This is a genomic window from Oceanobacillus iheyensis HTE831, from assembly GCF_000011245.1.
GTDB lineage: Bacteria > Bacillota > Bacilli > Bacillales > Amphibacillaceae > Oceanobacillus > Oceanobacillus iheyensis.
Map to the genome: position 1 here is coordinate 2,530,447 of NC_004193.1, position 19,318 is coordinate 2,549,764.

Below are 19,318 nucleotides of genomic sequence, written 5' to 3' on the forward strand. Positions count from 1 at the left end.
GTTATCTACGCTCCTTTTATAGAAGTTGCTAATGCTGAAAATATATAATAAGAAGATGCTGAACCAGGATCAATATGACCAATTGATTTTTCTTTAAAGTAAGAAGCTCTTCCTTTTGTAGCTTTTAATTCCTTCGTATCATTCATTGCTCGCTTTGCTGTTTCTTCAATTGTCGAAGGTGCCACATTTTCATCATCTTTAAACAACTGTACAACAGGATCCCAAACATCAATCATTGTTTTCTCACCGGTAGTAGCTTTTCCTCGTTGTTTAATACCATCTAATCCAGCTTGAAGCCCTTCTTTGATATCATTTACCTGAATTTCGTTTTTATCTTTCCAAGCCATCGATAATTTCAGAAAAGCAGTTCCATAGAGCGGTCCAGCTGCTCCTCCGACTTTAGACATTAGCGTCATCGCAACATCCTTTAATAAGTCTGAGGGTGACTGATAGTTTTGATCTTGAGTTTTTGTAATCACCTCTTGAAATCCTCTTGCCATATTTATACCGTGATCACTGTCACCAATAGCTTGGTCTAGTTCTATAAGATAGGATCTGTTCTCTTGCATTAATTGGTTTGATAATTCCAGCCAATTTCTGATGTCATTCAACTGTAATTTCAATGAAGATTCTCCTTTCCTTATACACGAAATGCTGTAGCTTCACTAGCTGCTTCTAAAAGAGATTTTAATTGATCGTCCAATTTCAATAAAGTGACCGAGCAACCTGTCATTTCTAGAGATGTCATAAACTCACCTACATACGTACGAAACACAGATAAACGTTTATTTTCAAGCAAATGATTTACATGTTTCTGTAATATAAATAATTCCATCTCTGGAGTTGCACCTAATCCATTAATCATCACTGCAACCTCATCACCTGATTGTAATCCCAGATCATCAAATACTTTTTGCGTTAGTTCATTGGCAATATCTTCAGCAGATGCTATTGGTTTTCTCTCTATACCTGCTTCCCCATGTATCCCTATACCAATCTCCATTTCATTTTCTTCTAATTGAAAACTTGGTTTACCTGCAGCAGGTACTGTACATGGAGTAAGTGCCATCCCCATTGATCTGACTTGATTAATTGTTTTTTCAGCAACTTCCTTCACTTCATTTAAAGTAGCACCTGTCTCAGCCATTGCTCCAGCGATTTTGTGTACAAACACAGTACCAGCAATACCTCTTCGACCAGTAGTAAAGTCACTATCTTCTACCGCAACATCATCGTTAACAATAACTTGTTCAACCTTTATTCCCTCTGACTCAGCCAATTCACTAGCCATATCGAAATTCATAACATCTCCTGTATAGTTTTTTACAATTAATAAAACTCCATGACCAGTATCTACTGCTTTAATTGCTTCCAATATTTGATCAGGAGTAGGTGAAGTAAATACTTCACCAGCAACTGCTGCATCTAACATTCCCTTTCCAACATATCCAGCATGCGCTGGTTCGTGACCGCTTCCTCCACCACTAACAAGACCGACTTTATTTGAAGATAATTCCTTACGTTTAATTACCATTGTTCCATCTATTTGTTCTAGTTCTTCTGGAAAGGCCTGTATCATCCCAGAAACCATATCTGATACAACGTCATTAGGATTATTAATAATTTTTTTCATAAGATTTTATCTCTCCTTTTCATAATGTAGGACGCTACTTAAGAAATGTAACAAATGTTCGCTATATTTTAAGGGGAAGTTTGAAAATGGTCAAACAATCTGACTAAGGTCACGTATCCTTCTTATCCATGTACAAGAAAACTGCCTCTTCATTGAGACAGTTTTCTTTCTTTTTTATGATTCAAATTTAAATGAACGAGTTGCTTCAACAGCTTTTTGCCAACCTTTATAGAGGTATGAACTTTCCTCTTCACTCATTTCATTCTCAAATGTTTTCTCATTTAACCATTGTTTTGCAATTTCCTCTTTATCTTTCCAGAACCCTACAGCTAAACCAGCTAAATAAGCCGATCCTAGTGCAGTTGTTTCTTGAACGACAGGTCGTTCAACGGTTACTCCCAGAATATCACTTTGGAACTGCATCAGTAAATTATTTTTTACTGCACCACCATCAACACGTAATTTCTTCAAATCAATGTCAGAATCCGCTAACATTGCATCCATAACATCTTTTGTTTGATATGCTAAAGATTCTAATGTTGCACGAACAAAGTGTTCCTTCGTTGTACCACGAGTTAAGCCAAATACAGCTCCTCGAGCATCACTATCCCAGTAAGGTGTTCCAAGACCAACAAATGCTGGCACCAAATACACGCCATCTGTTGTCTCGACTTGCGATGCTAATGCTTCACTTTGTGGACTTGATTCAATAAGTCTTAATCCATCTCTAAGCCACTGAATAGCAGATCCAGCAACGAAAATACTACCTTCAAGTGCATACTCAACTTTACCATCTACTCCCCAAGCAATCGTAGTGAGTAGACCATGCTTAGAGCGTACTGGTTCTTCACCTGTATTCATTAGTAAGAAACAACCAGTACCATACGTGTTTTTAGCCATTCCCTGATCGAAACAAGCTTGACCAAATAAAGCAGCTTGTTGGTCTCCAGCAACACCTGCAATAGGTACTTCTTCACCAAAGAAATGATAAGAAACAGTATTTGCGTATACTTCAGAAGAAGGTTTTACTTCAGGAAGCATACTTTTCGGTACATCCAATATTTCTAATAACTCATCATCCCATTTAAGATCATAAATATTAAACATTAATGTACGAGAAGCATTGGAATAATCTGTTACATGTGTTTTACCACCAGATAATCGATAAATTAACCAACTATCTATCGTTCCAAATGATAATTCTCCAGCTTCTGCTTTTTCTCTTGCTCCGTCTACATTATCTAAAATCCATTTTACTTTTGTACCAGAGAAATAAGGATCGATTAGTAAACCTGTCTTATGACGAATCGTATCTTCATGTCCTTGTTCTTTTAGTTCCTTACAAATGCCTTCCGTTTGACGAGATTGCCAAACAATGGCCTTATAAATTGGTCTACCCGTATTTTTATCCCAAACTACCGTTGTTTCACGTTGATTGGTGATTCCAATGCCTTCAATTTGGTTAGCTTCTATATCTGCTTTTCTTAAAACATCAGCAATACAAGCTAATACAGACGTCCAAATTTCATTTGCATCGTGTTCCACCCAACCTGGTTTTGGGAAGAATTGCTCAAATTCCTTCTGAGCAGATTCAACGATCTCACCCTTATGATTAAAAAGTATTGCTCGAGAGCTTGTTGTTCCTTGATCAATGGACAAAATAAATTTTTCTGACATGCCAAATTCCTCCTATCTTAATTTTTGATTCATTTTTTCAGCAGGATTTGAACCCGTTTTCAACTCACTCACTGCTGCTCCTATAAATAATACTATTACAAAAATAGTCATTACCCAAAACGGGAAGGTATAATTAGCTAGAAAAACACTGTCATAAAATAATGCACCGTAGACTCCACCAATAATTGGACCTACTACTGGAATCCACGCATAACCCCAATCAGAACTTCCTTTTCCAGGAATCGGTAAAATTGCATGTGCGATACGAGGCCCAAGGTCACGTGCTGGATTAATGGCATAACCAGTTGTACCACCTAGAGACATCCCAATAGCTGCAATAAGTGCCCCGACAATTAGCGGGTTTAAACCTTCTGTAAAATCGTTCGATCCAATAAACATCAATCCTAAAAGCAATGCAAATGTACCAATCATTTCACTAATTAAATTTGAAAATGGACTACGAATTGCTGGTCCAGTAGCAAATACACCTAATTTATCTTCTTTACTTTCTGTCACTTTCCAGTGCGGTAAGTAATTAAGGAAAACTATAATTGCACCAATAATGGCACCGATTACTTGTGCAAGAATATATAGTGGAACTTTACTCCAAGGGAAATCTCCTACAGCTGCAAATCCAATAGTTACCGCTGGATTTATGTGTGCTCCTGTAAAATTACCTACAGCATATACACCCAGAGCAACTGCTAATCCCCAACCAAGAGTAATAAGTACCCAACCTGTACCTTCTGCCTTCGATTTCTTTAATACAACGCCTGCTACAACGCCGCCACCGAAGATGATAAGAATCATTGTGCCTACTAACTCAGCTATAAACTCCGACATATCATCTACCTCCCTTTTAATCAAGTACCCTTTGTGGTATTAAAAAAACCCACACTTCAATAGCATACCCAAATATGCGAGTACGATTGAAATGTAGGTCTCCTAGTCTCCACCACAAAATTAACTTGTACCTAAATAGTACAAAATACTGAAAGCGTTGTCAACATTTTTTCCTATATGAAATTTTTTCCAACCCAATATAATTAAAAAAAAGACACGACATTATCATACGATAATTGTGCCTTTTAGTTATTTCCATAACGTTGTATTAGACGTGGATACCGCTATCGCTCCAGCTTCTAAAGCATAATTTACTTCTTCATCTTTTCTAATGAGGCCACCCGCAATAATTGGTATATTAGTCTGTGAACCCACTTGTTGAATAATATCCGGCATTAATCCGGGAAGTAATTCAATACAATGTGGTTGAAATTTGCGAACTAATTTCATGTTTTGATCCAATGCAAGACTATCTAATAGGAATATACGTTGAATAGCTAGTAACTTATACTTTTTTGCCAAGGCAATAACATTTCCCCGTGTAGATAAAACACCGTCTGGCTTCATCTCTCTATTCAAGAATTCCATACCATATTCATCTGCTTTTAATCCTTGAATAAGATCAAAATGAACTAATACTTTTTTTTTATTACGATGACTATAATCAATCAAACTTTTTAACTGTACGAGTCTCGATTCTAATATAACAATATATTCATGGTCTGTTTCTAACGCCTTATCAAAATCTTTCATCTGACGAACGGCTGGTAAAACTCCAGTAGGAAGTTCCATTATACACCACCTATTCTTCATTAATCATATTTTTTCTTTCCATCTCTTCTTTCGTATATATAATTTTCATCGGGTTTCCTCCAACGAATGCCCCTGCTGGTACATCTTTATGTACTAAAGTTGCTGCAGAGATAATTGCACCATTACCAATAGTTACACCGGGGAGAATAGTAGAATTCGCACCAATCATAACTTCATCTCCAATATGAACTTCTCCAAGCCGATATTCTTTTATAAGGTATTCATGAGTAAGAATTGTTGTATTATATCCAATCACACAGTTATTACCCACTTTAATTCTTTCTGGAAACATAATATCAGGCATTACCATTAGTGCGAACGAGGTAGTTTCTCCAATTTTCATATCTATAATATTTCTATATAGCCAATTTTTCACTTCTAGAAAAGGAGTATACCTCGCAATTTGAATTACTATAAAATTTCTTATAACCTTCCAAAAAGGAACAGTATCGTAAATTTGCCATAATGAATTTGCACGATTGACTGTAAAACGCTCTGTTTTACGCAAACGAATCACCTACTATCGTTATGATATCTTTAATATCTTCGATAATATAATCTGGATGAAAACTTTTTAGGTAGTTCGTGTCTTTTAATGACCAAGCAACTGCTGCTGTTTGTACATTTGCTCGTTGACCCGATACAATATCATGGTGATTATCTCCCACCATAAGCGTATGTTCCGGATGTGCACCTAGCTTTTGCATTGCCATCTGTACCGGTTCTGGATGCGGCTTCGCATGTGTCACATCATCATATGTTATTATCGTTGAAAAGAATTTAGATATCCCCGTTAATTCAAGTCCCATGTGCACCGTATGACGCATTTTTGTACTTACTATTCCTAGAGAAATATTTCTATTCTGCAATTCTTCTAATGTATCATATACATGCGGAAAAGCCGTGACAAAATTATCATGTTCACGAATATTATGCTCACGAAAAGTTGTAATCATCCTATCGGCTTTCGTTTCATCAATTTTATTAAACGTATCTACTAGTGGTGGACCATTAAACTTCAAAATTTCTTCATTACTAAAGTTTAGATTATATTCCTTAAATGTATGTTCAAAGGAAGCCTTAATTAACGTATTTGTATCAATAAGGGTCCCATCAAGATCAAAGAGTATGGTACGAATGCTCATGAATTATTTCCTTTCTTTTTTTCTTATCACGTTTATTCCAGAAATAGGCGATGGTCATTGTTAGAATTATTGCCGTCAATAATCGAATAATTAGCAAGGGCCAAACAGGTATACCTAAGGGAATAAATACCAGTGTATCTTCCACGACAGCATGACAAGATACTAGAAAAATTAATGCAAGAGACATATCTTTTTTGGATACATTGTCTTCTTTCACAGCTTGGATCATTAACCCAGCTCCATATGCTAGACCAATGGTTAACCCTGCAACCATCGTCATGGAAGCACTCTTATCTATTCCTAGTAAACGCATAAAAGGTGCCATCTTATTCGACATAGTGTCTAACCAGCCACGGTCACGCATCAATTGCATGATGATCATTAAAGGAATAACAATGCATGCTAACTGTACAATAGCAATTACCGCTGTTTGTGCCCCATGGGATATAATTTCTACCCATCCATTTGGAACAGCTTCAGAGCCGGACACAAACCCATATTGAGCCATTTCTGAACCACCATTCCATACTAGGTTAATAATAAAAGCAGAAATTAATGCTAAACCTACACGAACACTAACGATTATCCACCATTTCACACCTACACTTGTCGCTACCGCAGATTCCACAAATAAATTATGAGAGAAGGATAGCATGATCGCCATAATAAATACTTCTTTAACTGAAAAGTCAAATGAAATAATAGCAGCAATACCTGCATAAAGGTTTAATGCATTCCCTAAGACTAGAGGCACAGCAGCTTCGCCTGATAAACCTAGTAATCCCATCATTGGAGAAATGAGCTTTATAAACCAAGGTAGTACTGGAGTATACTGAAGTATGGTAACAATTAAAGTTATAGGGAAAATAATTTTCCCTAATTTCCATGTAGTATTAATTCCTTCCCGAAACCCTCTTTGTAAAGTGCCAGACATGTTTTTCATCCCCTGACTAGTCATGTTGAACCTTTATTTTTTCTTTTTAGTTGACTTTTTATTTTTCTTTTTGTTACTAGGTGGTGCGTCTAAATATCGCTCACTAACTGTTTTACGACGATAAATAATGAAAATAATAGATACAATGATAATTAATATAGAAATAAATTGTGCTGTACGAATTATATCGAACATATACAGACTGTCTGTACGTAATCCTTCAATAAAATACCTACCAATCGAATACGTAATAGCATAAGTTAAGAATACTTCACCTCGTACAGGATTGTACTTACGTAGGAGCAATAACCCCACAAAGATTAATATATTCCAAACCGATTCATATAAGAAGGTCGGATGATACATAACCCCATTAATGGTCATTTGATTCATGATAAAATCAGGCAAGTATTGATGAAAGCTTTCATATGTAGCTTGTGAAATTGGTCCACCATGAGCTTCTTGGTTTACAAAATTCCCCCATCTTCCAATCGCCTGTCCTAATATGAGGCTAGGGGCAACAATATCAGCTATTTGCCAAAAAGAAACCTTTCTTACTTTAGCAAAAACAATCGCAGTTATTACGCCTCCAATTACCGCCCCATGGATTGCAATTCCGCCTTCCCAGATCGCAAAAACTTTCCACCAAGGACCATTAGCATATTGATCAAATTCAAAAAACACATAATAAATTCTTGCAAAGATTATTGCGATTGGCACTGCAAACATGACAAAATCTAACATTAAATCCTTTGTTAAACCAAGTCGATCTGCTTCTTTAGAAGCAAGATAAATTGCTAATATAGCGCCAAATGCAATAATTATACCATACCAATATATTGAAAGAGGGCCAATTTCAATAGCTACTCTATCAATTGGTGCCGCAGTATGTAGCATAGTCTATTCCTCCTCTATTCAAGCTCACCTTTTTCAATCATGGTAGACAATCTTTCTGAGAATTCTTCTGCTGTATTGACTCCCATTCGCTTTAGACGAAAGTTCATTGCAGCTACTTCAATAATTACTGCAAGGTTTCTACCTGGTCGAACTGGTACAGTTGCTTTAGGTAAATGAACATCCATCACTTTCATCATATCTTCATCCAAGCCAAGACGATCATATTGTTTTTTCTCATCCCAGTTCTCAAGGTTAATGACTAACGAAATTCGTTTTTTACTACGTACGGACCCAGCTCCAAATAAGGTCATTACATTAATAATACCAAGACCTCTGATCTCTAATAAATGCTCGATTAATGGAGGAGCATTTCCAATTAGACTATCATAATCCTCTTGTCGAATCTCTACATTATCATCCGCAACTAATCGATGACCTCTTTTTACTAGTTCTAACGCTGTTTCACTTTTACCTACACCACTTTGACCTATAATTAATACACCTACACCATAAATATCTACAAGTACTCCATGTATAGCAGTAAATGGAGCAAATTTTGATTCCAAATAATTGGTTAATCGGCTAATAACGCGAGTCGTTTTTCTAGGAGATTGAAGAATAGGAACTCCAGATTTTTCAGAGGCTTCCTTCAACTCCTCAGGTATGTCCATCCCTCTTGAAACAACTATTCCTGGCGTGATATCAGTACATAAGCGCTCAGCACGATCTCTTCTTTGCTCCGAACTTAAGTCTAGAAAATAAGCCATTTCTGTTTTACCTATAAGTTGCAAACGTTCCTTAGGGTAATATCTAAAATAGCCAGTCATCTCTATTCCTGGTCTAGAAATATCACTTGTTATTATTTCACGTTGGATACCGTCTTCTCCAGATACTAAAGTCAGGTTAAAATTATCCAATAAATCTTGTGTACGGACAACCGCTACCATAATTGCAGCTCCTTCCATTCCTTGATAACTGAATACCATTTTAGCATAGTCAAACGAAAAAACGTAGACAAGAGTCTACGTTTCCAATAGTTTATATAAAATATTTTATCTAAGTAAAGAAAGTCTCACTTATACTGTCATAGAAAGTTAATATTTCTTCTAAAAAATTGAAGAAACTGGGACAAAAATATTCATGCAAAAGATAAATTCGAATAGTTTGCTTTGGAAAATCGCTTTAGAAATATACTGCGCTTATTCTAGCTTTCATTCGTCTTTTTGACCAGAAATTTTGTTATGTCCCAGCTCACCATTTTAATATTATCGGACGGAGTCTCTTACTAAACTATTTAAGATCATTGTAATTAAGGAAATAATTACCGAAGCAATAATAGCAATTCCAAAACCATCGATTACAAAAGAAGAGCCGATCAACGCTTGTGTAATCATTAACGTAATCGCATTAATCACAATTAAAAATAATCCAAAGGTAACTATCGTGATAGGTAACGTTAAAATGACTAAAATAGGCTTCACAATTATATTCAGGATAGCTAGAATAAAACTTGCTAATACAGCTGTGCCAAATCCTTCTAAATGAAATGAATCAAATAGTTGAGCAACAGCTATTAATGCTACAGCATTTAAAATTAATGATACAATCCACCTGATAATCATTAATATATGTCCTCTTTAGGCATAATCATCGCAACAGCGATATAGATTAATGACAATGTAAAGACACTGGGAATAAGTAAGATAATAAACCCAATACGTAAAATCGTGGAATCGATATTAAAATATTTTCCTAATCCCCCAAAAACACCTGCTACATATTTATCTGAATCTGATCGAAATATCTTTTTCATGTTATACCTCCTGTTCACTTATAATATGGCTATACCCGTTTTTTCTATTTATATATACGTAAAATGAGGTATAAAGTTTCATTCTCTATTATTTATCAAATTGCCAAATATAGAATCTTTCCTTACCAAAGTTTGCTACAATCTCTCTACGCTCTTCTTCATCTAATTCATCTAGCATTTTAAACTTACCAAACATCCCTGCTACTTGAGAATCATGAGATAAAATAGCTTCCAACTTCTTCCCAAAAAATTCATTAACATCTGTAATTATATCTGGACTGCCTAGCTCTAACTCATAATCATTAGAAATGGCTTGGGCCCATACAGTTGGACGTTCACTGGGCTCCATTAAACGAACTGCCTCGATAGCTGCCGCTCCAAGCGCATTATGATCAGGGTGAACAGCATAGTCAGGATAATGTGTAATCACGAGTGTTGGGCCAATTTCTTCTAATATTCCTTTTAACCGTTCAGCTATTTCTGTTCGATTTTCAAATTCAATTGTTTTATCACGATAACCTAACATTTGTAAATCTACATCTAACGCATCACATGCTTTGATTAATTCACTTTTTCTTATTTCTGGTAATGTTTCTCTATTTGCAAATGTAGGATTCCCCATATTTCTTCCCATTTGTCCTAATGTTCCACATAGATACGTAACCGGGATGCCTTCAGAACGAAATTTAGCCATTGAACCAGCAGCTCCAAACGATTCATCATCTGGATGTGGATAAATTACAACAACATGCTTTTCCATTATTTTCACCTATCTCCCTCTTTAATTATGAAATGGTTTCTCGCTAATTTCTAATGCAACCATTAATCTACCTTCACGATCATGGCCAGCTAATAGTAATTGTTCTTCATGCATAGTCCAATCGCTAAGTCCTTCGGCATATATCCAACCAAGGCCTGTTTTTAACCCTACACGATACGACTTCCCATCCCCAACAATTTTAGCTTGTTCGTATATAACGTTCGCATTCCGTATGTATGCCCCAACATTATATGCTTTATCGTCAAAATGACTTGCGTAAGCTCCATTTGTTGTTTCAAGGTGAATATATATATCTTTGTTTACAAACTGATCAAGTAAACCTTGAATATGATTTATTTCAATTGGTTTCATCATCCTAGCCTCCAATTCATTTCATCATTTACTCTATCGAAATGATGATTTTACGTCAAATAGATAGCTTCGTGTTTTTCATCACAATCAGAAAAGAAAACAGGTAGCAATTGAATACTACCTGTCCTTCATTAATTATGATCTTGATACAGTCTTCGCTTCAAGGGTTTCTTCCATTCGCTGTTTATCTCTGTCTAACACTGGACTTAGATATTTACCTGTATAGGATACATCTTGTTGTTCTGCAATTTGTTCAGGCGTACCAGTAGCAATAATTTGTCCACCGCGATCGCCACCTTCTGGTCCTAAATCAATGATATGGTCAGCACTTTTAATAACATCTAAATTATGTTCAATAATAAGAACAGAGTCACCATTATCAGCTATTCGTTGCAGGACACTAAGTAGTCTACGAATATCATCAACATGCAGTCCCGTTGTTGGCTCATCTAAAATGTAAAACGACTTACCAGTTGAACGTTTGTGCAGTTCACTTGCTAATTTAACACGCTGCGCTTCCCCTCCTGAAAGGGTGGTTGCTGGTTGACCAAGTCTTATATAGCCTAAGCCAACATCATATACCGTTTGTAACTTACGCTTGATCTTTGGAATTGCAGAAAAGAATTCAAGTGCTTCCTCAATTCGTAATTCGAGAACTTCAGAGATATTTTTTCCTTTGTACTTAACTTCTAATGTTTCACGGTTATAACGAGCTCCATGACAAACTTCACAGGGAACATAAACATCTGGCAAGAAGTGCATCTCAATTTTTAAAATGCCGTCACCTCGGCAAGCTTCACATCTTCCACCTTTAACATTGAAGCTGAATCTACCTTTTTTATACCCTCTTACTTTTGCTTCATTGGTCTGTGCAAAAACATCACGAATATCATCAAACACTCCGGTATACGTAGCTGGATTAGATCGAGGTGTACGTCCAATTGGTGACTGATCAATATCAATTACTTTATCGATATGTTCAATACCTTTTATTTTCTTATGCTTACCTGGTTTTACTTTCCCTTTATATAGTGATTTTGCTAGAGATTTATAAACAATTTCATTAACCAATGTACTTTTTCCAGATCCAGATACACCAGTCACTACTGTCATTAATCCAATCGGAATTTTTGCGGATACATTTTTCAAATTGTTTTCAGAAGCTCCCATTACTTCTATCTTACGTTTATTTGGTTTTCGCCGTTTAGTAGGTAATGGAATAAATTCTTTTCCTGATAAATATTTACCTGTTAGCGATTGTTCATTCTTCATCACGTTTTGTGGTGTATCACTTGCTACAATCTCTCCACCATGTTCTCCTGCTCCTGGTCCTATGTCTACTAGCCAGTCTGCAGCAAGCATTGTATCTTCATCATGCTCGACAACAATTAATGTATTATCGAGATCTCGCATTCTTTTTAACGTATCAATTAATCGGTCATTATCACGCTGATGCAAACCAATAGACGGTTCATCGAGTACATAGAGCACACCGGTTAAAGCAGAACCAATTTGTGTTGCCAATCGAATCCGTTGTGCTTCACCACCAGATAAAGTTCCCGCAGTTCTGGATAATGTTAGATAATCTAGTCCTACGTTATTAAGAAATTCCAAACGATTATCAATTTCTTTCAAAATTAATCTAGCTATCTGTTGTTCCTTTTCTGTAAGATCAAGTTGTTGAAAAAGTTGTATGGATTCTACGATAGAATAATCGGTTACGTTACTAATATGTTTTCCATTAATTAATACCGCTAATGCTTCCTTTTTTAAACGGTGTCCTTTACACGTTGGACAGTTTTTCTGAGCCATATACTTTTCTAATGTTTCTCTTATAAAATCAGAACTTGTTTCTCTATAACGTCTGGCCACATTTTTTAAAACTCCTTCGAATGGTGCTTCTGATCTCCTTATGCTTCCAAAGTCATTTTCATATTCAAATTTTATTTTTTCCTTACCGCTTCCTTGTAATATGATATCCATTTGCTGCTGTGGTATTTCCTTTACTGGAATATCCATATCAATACCAAAATGATTACAGACACTTTTTAATAATTGTGGGTAATATTGAGAACTTATGGGTTCCCAAGGTGCAATTGCATTTTCATTTAATGTCTTCTCCCAATCTGGAATCACAAGGTCGATATCTACTTCTAATTTTGTACCTAAGCCATCACAGCTAGGACAAGCTCCAAATGGACTATTAAAAGAGAATAGCCTTGGCTCTAGTTCACCAATGGAAAAACCACAAATGGGACATGCGTGATTCTCACTAAAGGTTAATTCTTCCTCACCAATTACATCGACGATAATATTACCTTCTCCAAGTTTCAATGCCGTCTCAATAGAATCACTTAATCTTGACGCCACACCGTCTTTTACAACAATACGATCAATTACTACCTCAATCGAATGCTTTTTATTCTTTTCTAATTGAATATCATCTGTAACTTCACGCATTTCATTATCTACACGAATACGAACATAACCTTCTTGTTTTAGGTTCTCTAGAATTTTTACATGCTCGCCTTTTCTTCCTGATACAACAGGTGCAAGAATTTGAAGTTTTGTACGTTCCGGGTACTCTAATATACGATCAACCATTTGTTGGACCGTCTGTGAACTAATTTCAATACCATGATTTGGACATGTCGGCCTTCCTACCCTTGCATATAACAGACGTAAATAATCATAAATCTCCGTAACTGTTCCGACCGTCGATCTTGGGTTTTTACTTGTCGTTTTTTGGTCAATAGATATTGCTGGAGACAGACCTTCAATAACGTCTACGTCTGGCTTATCCATTTGTCCTAAAAATTGACGTGCATAGGAAGATAATGATTCTACATATCTACGTTGTCCTTCTGCATAAATGGTATCAAATGCAAGCGAAGACTTACCTGAACCAGATAATCCTGTTAGTACTACTAATTTATTTTTAGGGATATCAATATCGATATCCTTTAAATTATGAGTTCGTGCTCCTTGAATTTTTATAGACTTACTTTGCATTCCAAAATCATCCTTCCGCTTTTAGTTCCAAAATGACATCTCTTAATTCTGCTGCTTTCTCAAAATCAAGATCTTTTGCTGCTTGCTTCATCTCGTTTTCCATTTGTTCAATTACTTTTTCTCTCTCTTTTTTCGTCATTTTGTTAATCTGTTTCGTTTTCGGTTCATATGATTCTGTTTCTTCTGCAGCAGTCGTTGCTTTAATAACATCTCGAACTTCTTTCCGAATCGTTTTAGGCGTAATACCATGTTGTTCATTATATTCTGTTTGTATTGTTCGACGTCGATTCGTCTCATCAATTGCTTTTTTCATCGAGTCCGTCATTTTATCTGCATACATGATTACTTTTCCATTTTCGTTACGTGCAGCACGCCCCATCGTTTGAATAAGCGATCGTTCTGAACGTAAAAATCCTTCTTTATCGGCATCTAAAATTGAAACAAGCGATACTTCAGGTATATCTAAACCTTCTCTTAATAAGTTGATGCCTACTAACACATCAAATTTTCCTACTCGTAAATCACGAATCACTTCTATACGTTCTAAGGTTTTAATTTCGGAGTGCAAATATGCCACTTTCATACCAATTTCTTTCAAATAATCAGTTAAATCTTCCGACATTTTTTTGGTTAGTGTCGTGATCAATACTCGCTCATTCTTTTCCATTCGAATACGAATTTCTTCTATTAGATTATCAATTTGTCCTTCAATTGGGCGCACCTCAACTTTTGGATCTAATAAACCAGTAGGTCGAATAATTTGTTCTGTCATTTCAGGCGAATGTTCAAGTTCATATGGGCCTGGAGTCGCTGAAACATAAACCAACTGTTTTGTTTTATCTTCAAACTCTTGAAAGCGAAGCGGACGATTATCCATGGCAGACGGCAAACGAAAACCATGATCAACAAGCACTTGTTTACGGGCTTGGTCCCCATTGAACATTCCACGAATCTGAGGGAGGGTTACGTGCGATTCATCAATAATTACTAGAAAATCCTCCGGAAAGAAATCCAATAATGTATAGGGTACCGCTCCAGGTCCACGTAATGTCAAGTGTCTTGAATAATTCTCAATCCCTGAACAAAACCCCATTTCACGCATCATTTCTAAATCATAATTGGTGCGTTGCTCTAATCGTTGTGCTTCTAATAACTTCCCATTATCACGCATTTCTTTTAGTTGTTCCTCAAGTTCTTTTTCTATATTTTGAATAGCAATTTTCATTTTTTCTTCTCTCGTAACAAAGTGAGAAGCTGGAAAAATGGCTACATGTTCTCGATCACCGATTATTTCACCGGTTAGTGCATCAACTTCACGTATACGGTCAATTTCATCACCAAAAAATTCTACACGGATACAATATTCTTCATGGGACGCTGGGATAATCTCTACAGAATCACCGCGAACTCGAAATGTACCACGTTGGAAATTAATATCATTTCTAGCATACTGAACTTCTACTAAATCACGAAGCAATTGGTCACGATCTTTTTCCATTCCCATTCGTAACGACAACACTTGACTCTTATATTCTTCCGGATTACCTAAACCATAAATACATGACACACTTGCTACAATTAATACATCTTGTCTCTCAAACAATGCTGATGTTGCGGAATGTCGTAATTTATCAATTTCATCATTGATACTCGCATCTTTCTCAATAAATGTATCTGTAGACGGTACATATGCCTCTGGTTGATAATAATCATAATAGCTAACAAAGTATTCTACAGCATTATTTGGAAAAAACTCTTTAAACTCACTGTATAGCTGTCCAGCTAATGTTTTATTATGCGCAATTACTAACGTCGGACGATTTATCTCTTTTACAACATTGGACATTGTAAATGTCTTTCCGGTACCTGTAGCACCTAGCAATGTTTGATGGCGTTGACCAGCTAATACCTTTTTCGTTATCTCATTTATTGCATTGGGTTGATCACCAGCTGGATCATAAGCAGATACTAATTCAAATTTCTCCTTCACAACAATGCCTCCGTTCTTTTCGAGCTAATATCTATTATATCTCTTTATAAAAAAACGAACAAGTATTCGTTTTTTGATTTATCCTATCTTATATTCTACCCATTTAAGTATAATGGAAATCATATCATACCAATCGAATTGCATGAATTATTTCGCTTCAAGGAGAATTCCTGCAGGAGTCGTTACCGTCTTTCATTACAATTAAAGCCAAGAATTCCTATAATCCAAACATTGATATTCGTAATAATCATTCGTCTTTTAATCAAAATTTGACCATTATTATATTGACTTATATATATAACTTCTTATTAACTGTTATAAAAGGTAAAACGAACAATACGTTGGATATATTTACATATACCCTCCATTATTGTTCGTTCATACTAATCCTATTCTCTTTCTTCTTCATTAGCCTGTTTGCTTTTGTTTCTGTTTAAACGGTTCCTTAGGGAAAAGTAACCCTAATGCATGGTGCTCTCCTTCATATAGTGATCCTTGAACGAGCCTAATCTCCTGTTGATAATCAAGTATTTCTAATTTAATAAATGCACCGTTACCTTGTAGTGCCTCATAAAAGCTTTGACTATTTGTTACTTTTCGACCGTTGACTCGATAGATAGATTCACCAGGAGAAATTTCAAGTCTATGAGCTGGACTATTAGGTAACACGCCGACTACTCGTAGTCCTTGATCATGTGGCTGATAATAAGGACGACGAAGTCTATCTCCCTCTCTATAACGATAATTTAAATATTCTTTACCAATAATAGCTAAAATTATTGAAGTCAGTGATAAATAAGGAACAAATACGCCTGCTACAGCGATCATTAAAATTACACTCGCTAACATATAATTCGCTTTTGAGACTTTTTTTATAGCATCCAAATGATAATGCCCTTTTGCGGTATAATCAAATCCGATTATAAAAGGAACAAGAGCTAAGCCGAGCGATGTTTCACCAACAGATAAATAAGGCCACCAAGGGGCAAAAGAAGTAATAAGCCCTTCTGGAACTAATACAAGTAACGGAATTAAAGCTAATCTTTTCACTTGGTGTTGACCTACCCATATACCTCTGTCACTAAGTGATATTCGCGGGAATGTTGATTGTTTTTGAATTCGTTGAATTAAAATGGATTCACTAAAAAGTAACAAAGCACCTATTATTGCTAATGATTTAAAGCTTAGACCATAGTCAAAACTATAATTTAGCTGAGTTTGCATTTCTAACAAAGGAGGTATAACTAATAACAGCAAAAAAGTCATTCCAATAATATAACTCGGTGACAACAGTGAAAATTTTGTGCTAATACTAAGTATAATTGTTACTATTGCTAATAAAATTAATACTTCATAAGAAAATACCATGCCAGTACCAACTATAATAACTGATAAGACCAACCCTGTGATTAAAGAAACAGCTGACGTTCCTTTCCACTCGATAAATTTCTGGTAAACTTTTATTCCAAAGTCTTGTCTCTCTCTTTTTATACGAAAATAGCTAGCTACTGTCAAAATAAAAATAAACCAATATAAAGTCGGGTTCACAAAAAACCTGCCGACTGATTTTGCTCCTTCTAATAACCAAGTCTCTACCATATCGTCACCTACTTTACTATGCCTAATCAAATTGTCTATATAAAAATATTCGATCCTTCTATCGTTTTTCCTGCTTTTTTGTAAAAGAAATAAGTAAATCCACGAGTAATCACTCGTGGATTTATCTTAAGAACAGAATTTATCCAAGTGAGCAATCTTACGGTAAAAGTCCTCACTTTAAGACTAGACCCTTACAAATGGCGTCTTAATTTATTGATACAATTCTTCTAATGAAGTATCCAGTTGTTGATCATCTTCACCGTTTCTAATCTTTTCAACGAGTTGTGTTTCAATTAATCCACCAGTTTCTGAATCTACTTCCCCAGTAGCTTCTAAATCATTATCTGCTTGAAAATCTTTTACTGCTTCTGCGGTCTGTTCATCAAAATATCCATCTGTACGGCCAGTATCATAGCCTAATCCAGTTAACATTACTTGCATATTAGCAATTTCCTCACTAGTCTCATCTAAAGAGAACGGTTCTTCTACTTGGATCGGTATAGAATAATAATATTCTGGTTGTTTCTCCTCGATAGTAGGCTCAACACCTTCTTCATTTATCCATTCACCTTTAGGGGAAAGCCATTTTAATGTGGTTAACTTAATAGAGCTTCCGTCCCCCATTGGAACAGCTTGTTGAACTGTACCTTTTCCGTAACTAGTTTCACCGACTATATCATACCCAAGATCCTTCATAGCAACTGCAAGAATCTCAGAAGCTGACGCACTTCCTTCGTCAATCATAACACTAATAGGGTACTCTTTTTTCTCTTCTAAATCTGAATATACTTCCTCTACTTGTCCCTCTCCATCTTCAATTTGCAGGATTGGAAGATCTTTTGGTACTAAATGTTTTAGAATATCTTCTGCTACATTTAACAGCCCACCTGGATTACCACGGACATCAATAACTAATCCTTCTATTCCTTGATTCTCTAGTTCAGTTAATTGTTGATCAAATTCATCTCCGGTTTTTTCAGAGAAATTAGTGATTTCGATAATTCCTGTCAATTTACCATCTACTTCTTTTGTTTCACTATATACAGTTTCTACAGGTATTGTATCTCGTACAATTGTTACTTCAAATGGTTCAGTAACACCTGATCTTTGTATCTCTAGAACAACTTCTGAACCCTTTTCACCTCTAATTTGTGCTACAGCTTCATTTAAATTTAATCCTTCTAGACTTTCTCCATCTACTTTTAACACTTGGTCATTTGGTCGTAAACCCGATTCTTCTGCTGGAGATCCTTTCATTGGAGAAACAATAGTGACATTGCCATTCACCATACTAACTTCTGCTCCAATTCCTTCAAAAGAGGATTCGATTTGTTCATTAAACTGTTGCATCATCTCAACATCTAAATAAGATGTATGTTGGTCCTCTAGAGTTGCCAACATTCCTTCGATTGCACCTTCGACTAATTGTTTATCTTCTACATCTTCTAAGTAATTTTCTTTAATAATATCATAGGCTTGAGAGACTTTACTTAAATCTCCGGTCAACTCAGACTGTCCATTACTGTCATCTTCATTCGTCGAAGAATTTTCAACAGAAGATTGTGATGATTGTTGATTATTATCTTGTGCTAGTTGAAATCCTCCATATGCACCTGCAAAACCTAATAGCAAAGCGCCCACAAGTATAAGCACTATTTGTTTCTTACTAAGCTTCATGTCTCCACCTCTTAGTTAATAGTACAAGCACCCGCTTGTTTCTATATTAATATTTATTCAGATATGAAAATACTTCAATAAGAAAAGGATACCATGTTAAGAATTGAATGACTATGGATTTGTTCATAAAAATTCTAACGTATTCCAATTATC

18 protein-coding genes are annotated in these 19,318 nt (G+C 35.8%); all 18 read right to left on the reverse strand.

The features are described from left to right. Nucleotides 1-5: 5 nt before the first annotated feature. The 18 genes from dhaL to OB_RS12785 all read right to left on the reverse strand — a co-directional run bounded on the left by dhaL (nt 6) and on the right by OB_RS12785 (nt 19,165). The gene (gene dhaL / locus OB_RS12700; RefSeq protein WP_011066866.1) at nt 6-623 is read right to left on the reverse strand and encodes a dihydroxyacetone kinase subunit DhaL; all 618 of its coding nucleotides are present in this window, start codon (nt 621-623) and stop codon (nt 6-8) included. Nucleotides 624-640: 17 nt separating this feature from the next. Beyond that, nucleotides 641-1,633, reverse strand: coding sequence for a dihydroxyacetone kinase subunit DhaK (gene dhaK / locus OB_RS12705; protein ID WP_011066867.1), 993 nt, complete (start codon nt 1,631-1,633; stop codon nt 641-643). 174 nt (nt 1,634-1,807) lie between these two features. Continuing rightward, complete coding sequence (gene glpK, locus OB_RS12710) at nt 1,808-3,310, reverse strand: glycerol kinase GlpK (RefSeq protein WP_011066868.1); 1,503 nt, start codon at nt 3,308-3,310, stop codon at nt 1,808-1,810. 12 nt (nt 3,311-3,322) lie between these two features. Beyond that, a complete protein-coding gene (locus OB_RS12715) occupies nt 3,323-4,153 on the reverse strand; it encodes an MIP/aquaporin family protein (protein ID WP_011066869.1) in 831 nt (276 codons plus the stop codon). A gap of 249 nt (nt 4,154-4,402) precedes the next feature. Further along, entirely contained in the window at nt 4,403-4,945 is a 543-nt protein-coding gene (locus tag OB_RS12720; RefSeq protein ID WP_011066870.1) for a glycerol-3-phosphate responsive antiterminator, read from the reverse strand. Nucleotides 4,946-4,955: 10 nt separating this feature from the next. After that, nucleotides 4,956-5,474: an acyltransferase gene (locus OB_RS12725; RefSeq protein ID WP_011066871.1), complete on the reverse strand. Its 519-nt coding sequence runs from the start codon at nt 5,472-5,474 to the stop codon at nt 4,956-4,958. Beyond that, the gene (gene ppaX, locus OB_RS12730) at nt 5,467-6,111 is read right to left on the reverse strand and encodes a pyrophosphatase PpaX (protein ID WP_011066872.1); all 645 of its coding nucleotides are present in this window, start codon (nt 6,109-6,111) and stop codon (nt 5,467-5,469) included. Before ppaX ends, OB_RS12725 begins: the two co-directional genes overlap by 8 nt. After that, nucleotides 6,086-7,045 (reverse strand): nucleoside recognition domain-containing protein, encoded by a 960-nt coding sequence (locus OB_RS12735; protein WP_011066873.1) that lies wholly within the window; start codon nt 7,043-7,045, stop codon nt 6,086-6,088. The genes ppaX and OB_RS12735 overlap by 26 nt, the downstream gene beginning before the upstream one ends. 33 nt (nt 7,046-7,078) lie before the next feature. After that, entirely contained in the window at nt 7,079-7,942 is an 864-nt protein-coding gene (lgt, locus tag OB_RS12740; protein WP_011066874.1) for a prolipoprotein diacylglyceryl transferase, read from the reverse strand. 14 nt (nt 7,943-7,956) lie between these two features. After that, the gene (gene hprK, locus OB_RS12745; protein ID WP_011066875.1) at nt 7,957-8,889 is read right to left on the reverse strand and encodes an HPr(Ser) kinase/phosphatase; all 933 of its coding nucleotides are present in this window, start codon (nt 8,887-8,889) and stop codon (nt 7,957-7,959) included. Between the two features lie 318 nt (nt 8,890-9,207). Then, on the reverse strand, nt 9,208-9,564 hold the full coding sequence (locus tag OB_RS12750) for a phage holin family protein (RefSeq protein WP_011066876.1): 357 nt from the start codon (nt 9,562-9,564) through the stop codon (nt 9,208-9,210). Next, nucleotides 9,564-9,755, reverse strand: a complete 192-nt coding sequence (locus OB_RS12755; RefSeq protein WP_011066877.1) for a PspC domain-containing protein — start codon at nt 9,753-9,755, stop codon at nt 9,564-9,566. Before OB_RS12755 ends, OB_RS12750 begins: the two co-directional genes overlap by 1 nt. 88 nt (nt 9,756-9,843) lie before the next feature. After that, the gene (bshB2, locus tag OB_RS12760; protein WP_011066878.1) at nt 9,844-10,515 is read right to left on the reverse strand and encodes a bacillithiol biosynthesis deacetylase BshB2; all 672 of its coding nucleotides are present in this window, start codon (nt 10,513-10,515) and stop codon (nt 9,844-9,846) included. Between the two features lie 21 nt (nt 10,516-10,536). Further along, on the reverse strand, nt 10,537-10,887 hold the full coding sequence (locus OB_RS12765; protein ID WP_011066879.1) for a YojF family protein: 351 nt from the start codon (nt 10,885-10,887) through the stop codon (nt 10,537-10,539). Between the two features lie 135 nt (nt 10,888-11,022). Then, a complete protein-coding gene (gene uvrA, locus OB_RS12770; RefSeq protein WP_011066880.1) occupies nt 11,023-13,899 on the reverse strand; it encodes an excinuclease ABC subunit UvrA in 2,877 nt (958 codons plus the stop codon). Between the two features lie 7 nt (nt 13,900-13,906). Further along, complete coding sequence (gene uvrB, locus OB_RS12775; protein WP_011066881.1) at nt 13,907-15,889, reverse strand: excinuclease ABC subunit UvrB; 1,983 nt, start codon at nt 15,887-15,889, stop codon at nt 13,907-13,909. A gap of 408 nt (nt 15,890-16,297) precedes the next feature. Then, nucleotides 16,298-17,488, reverse strand: coding sequence for a PDZ domain-containing protein (locus OB_RS12780; protein WP_011066882.1), 1,191 nt, complete (start codon nt 17,486-17,488; stop codon nt 16,298-16,300). A gap of 210 nt (nt 17,489-17,698) precedes the next feature. After that, on the reverse strand, nt 17,699-19,165 hold the full coding sequence (locus tag OB_RS12785; protein WP_011066883.1) for a S41 family peptidase: 1,467 nt from the start codon (nt 19,163-19,165) through the stop codon (nt 17,699-17,701). Nucleotides 19,166-19,318 lie beyond the last annotated feature (153 nt).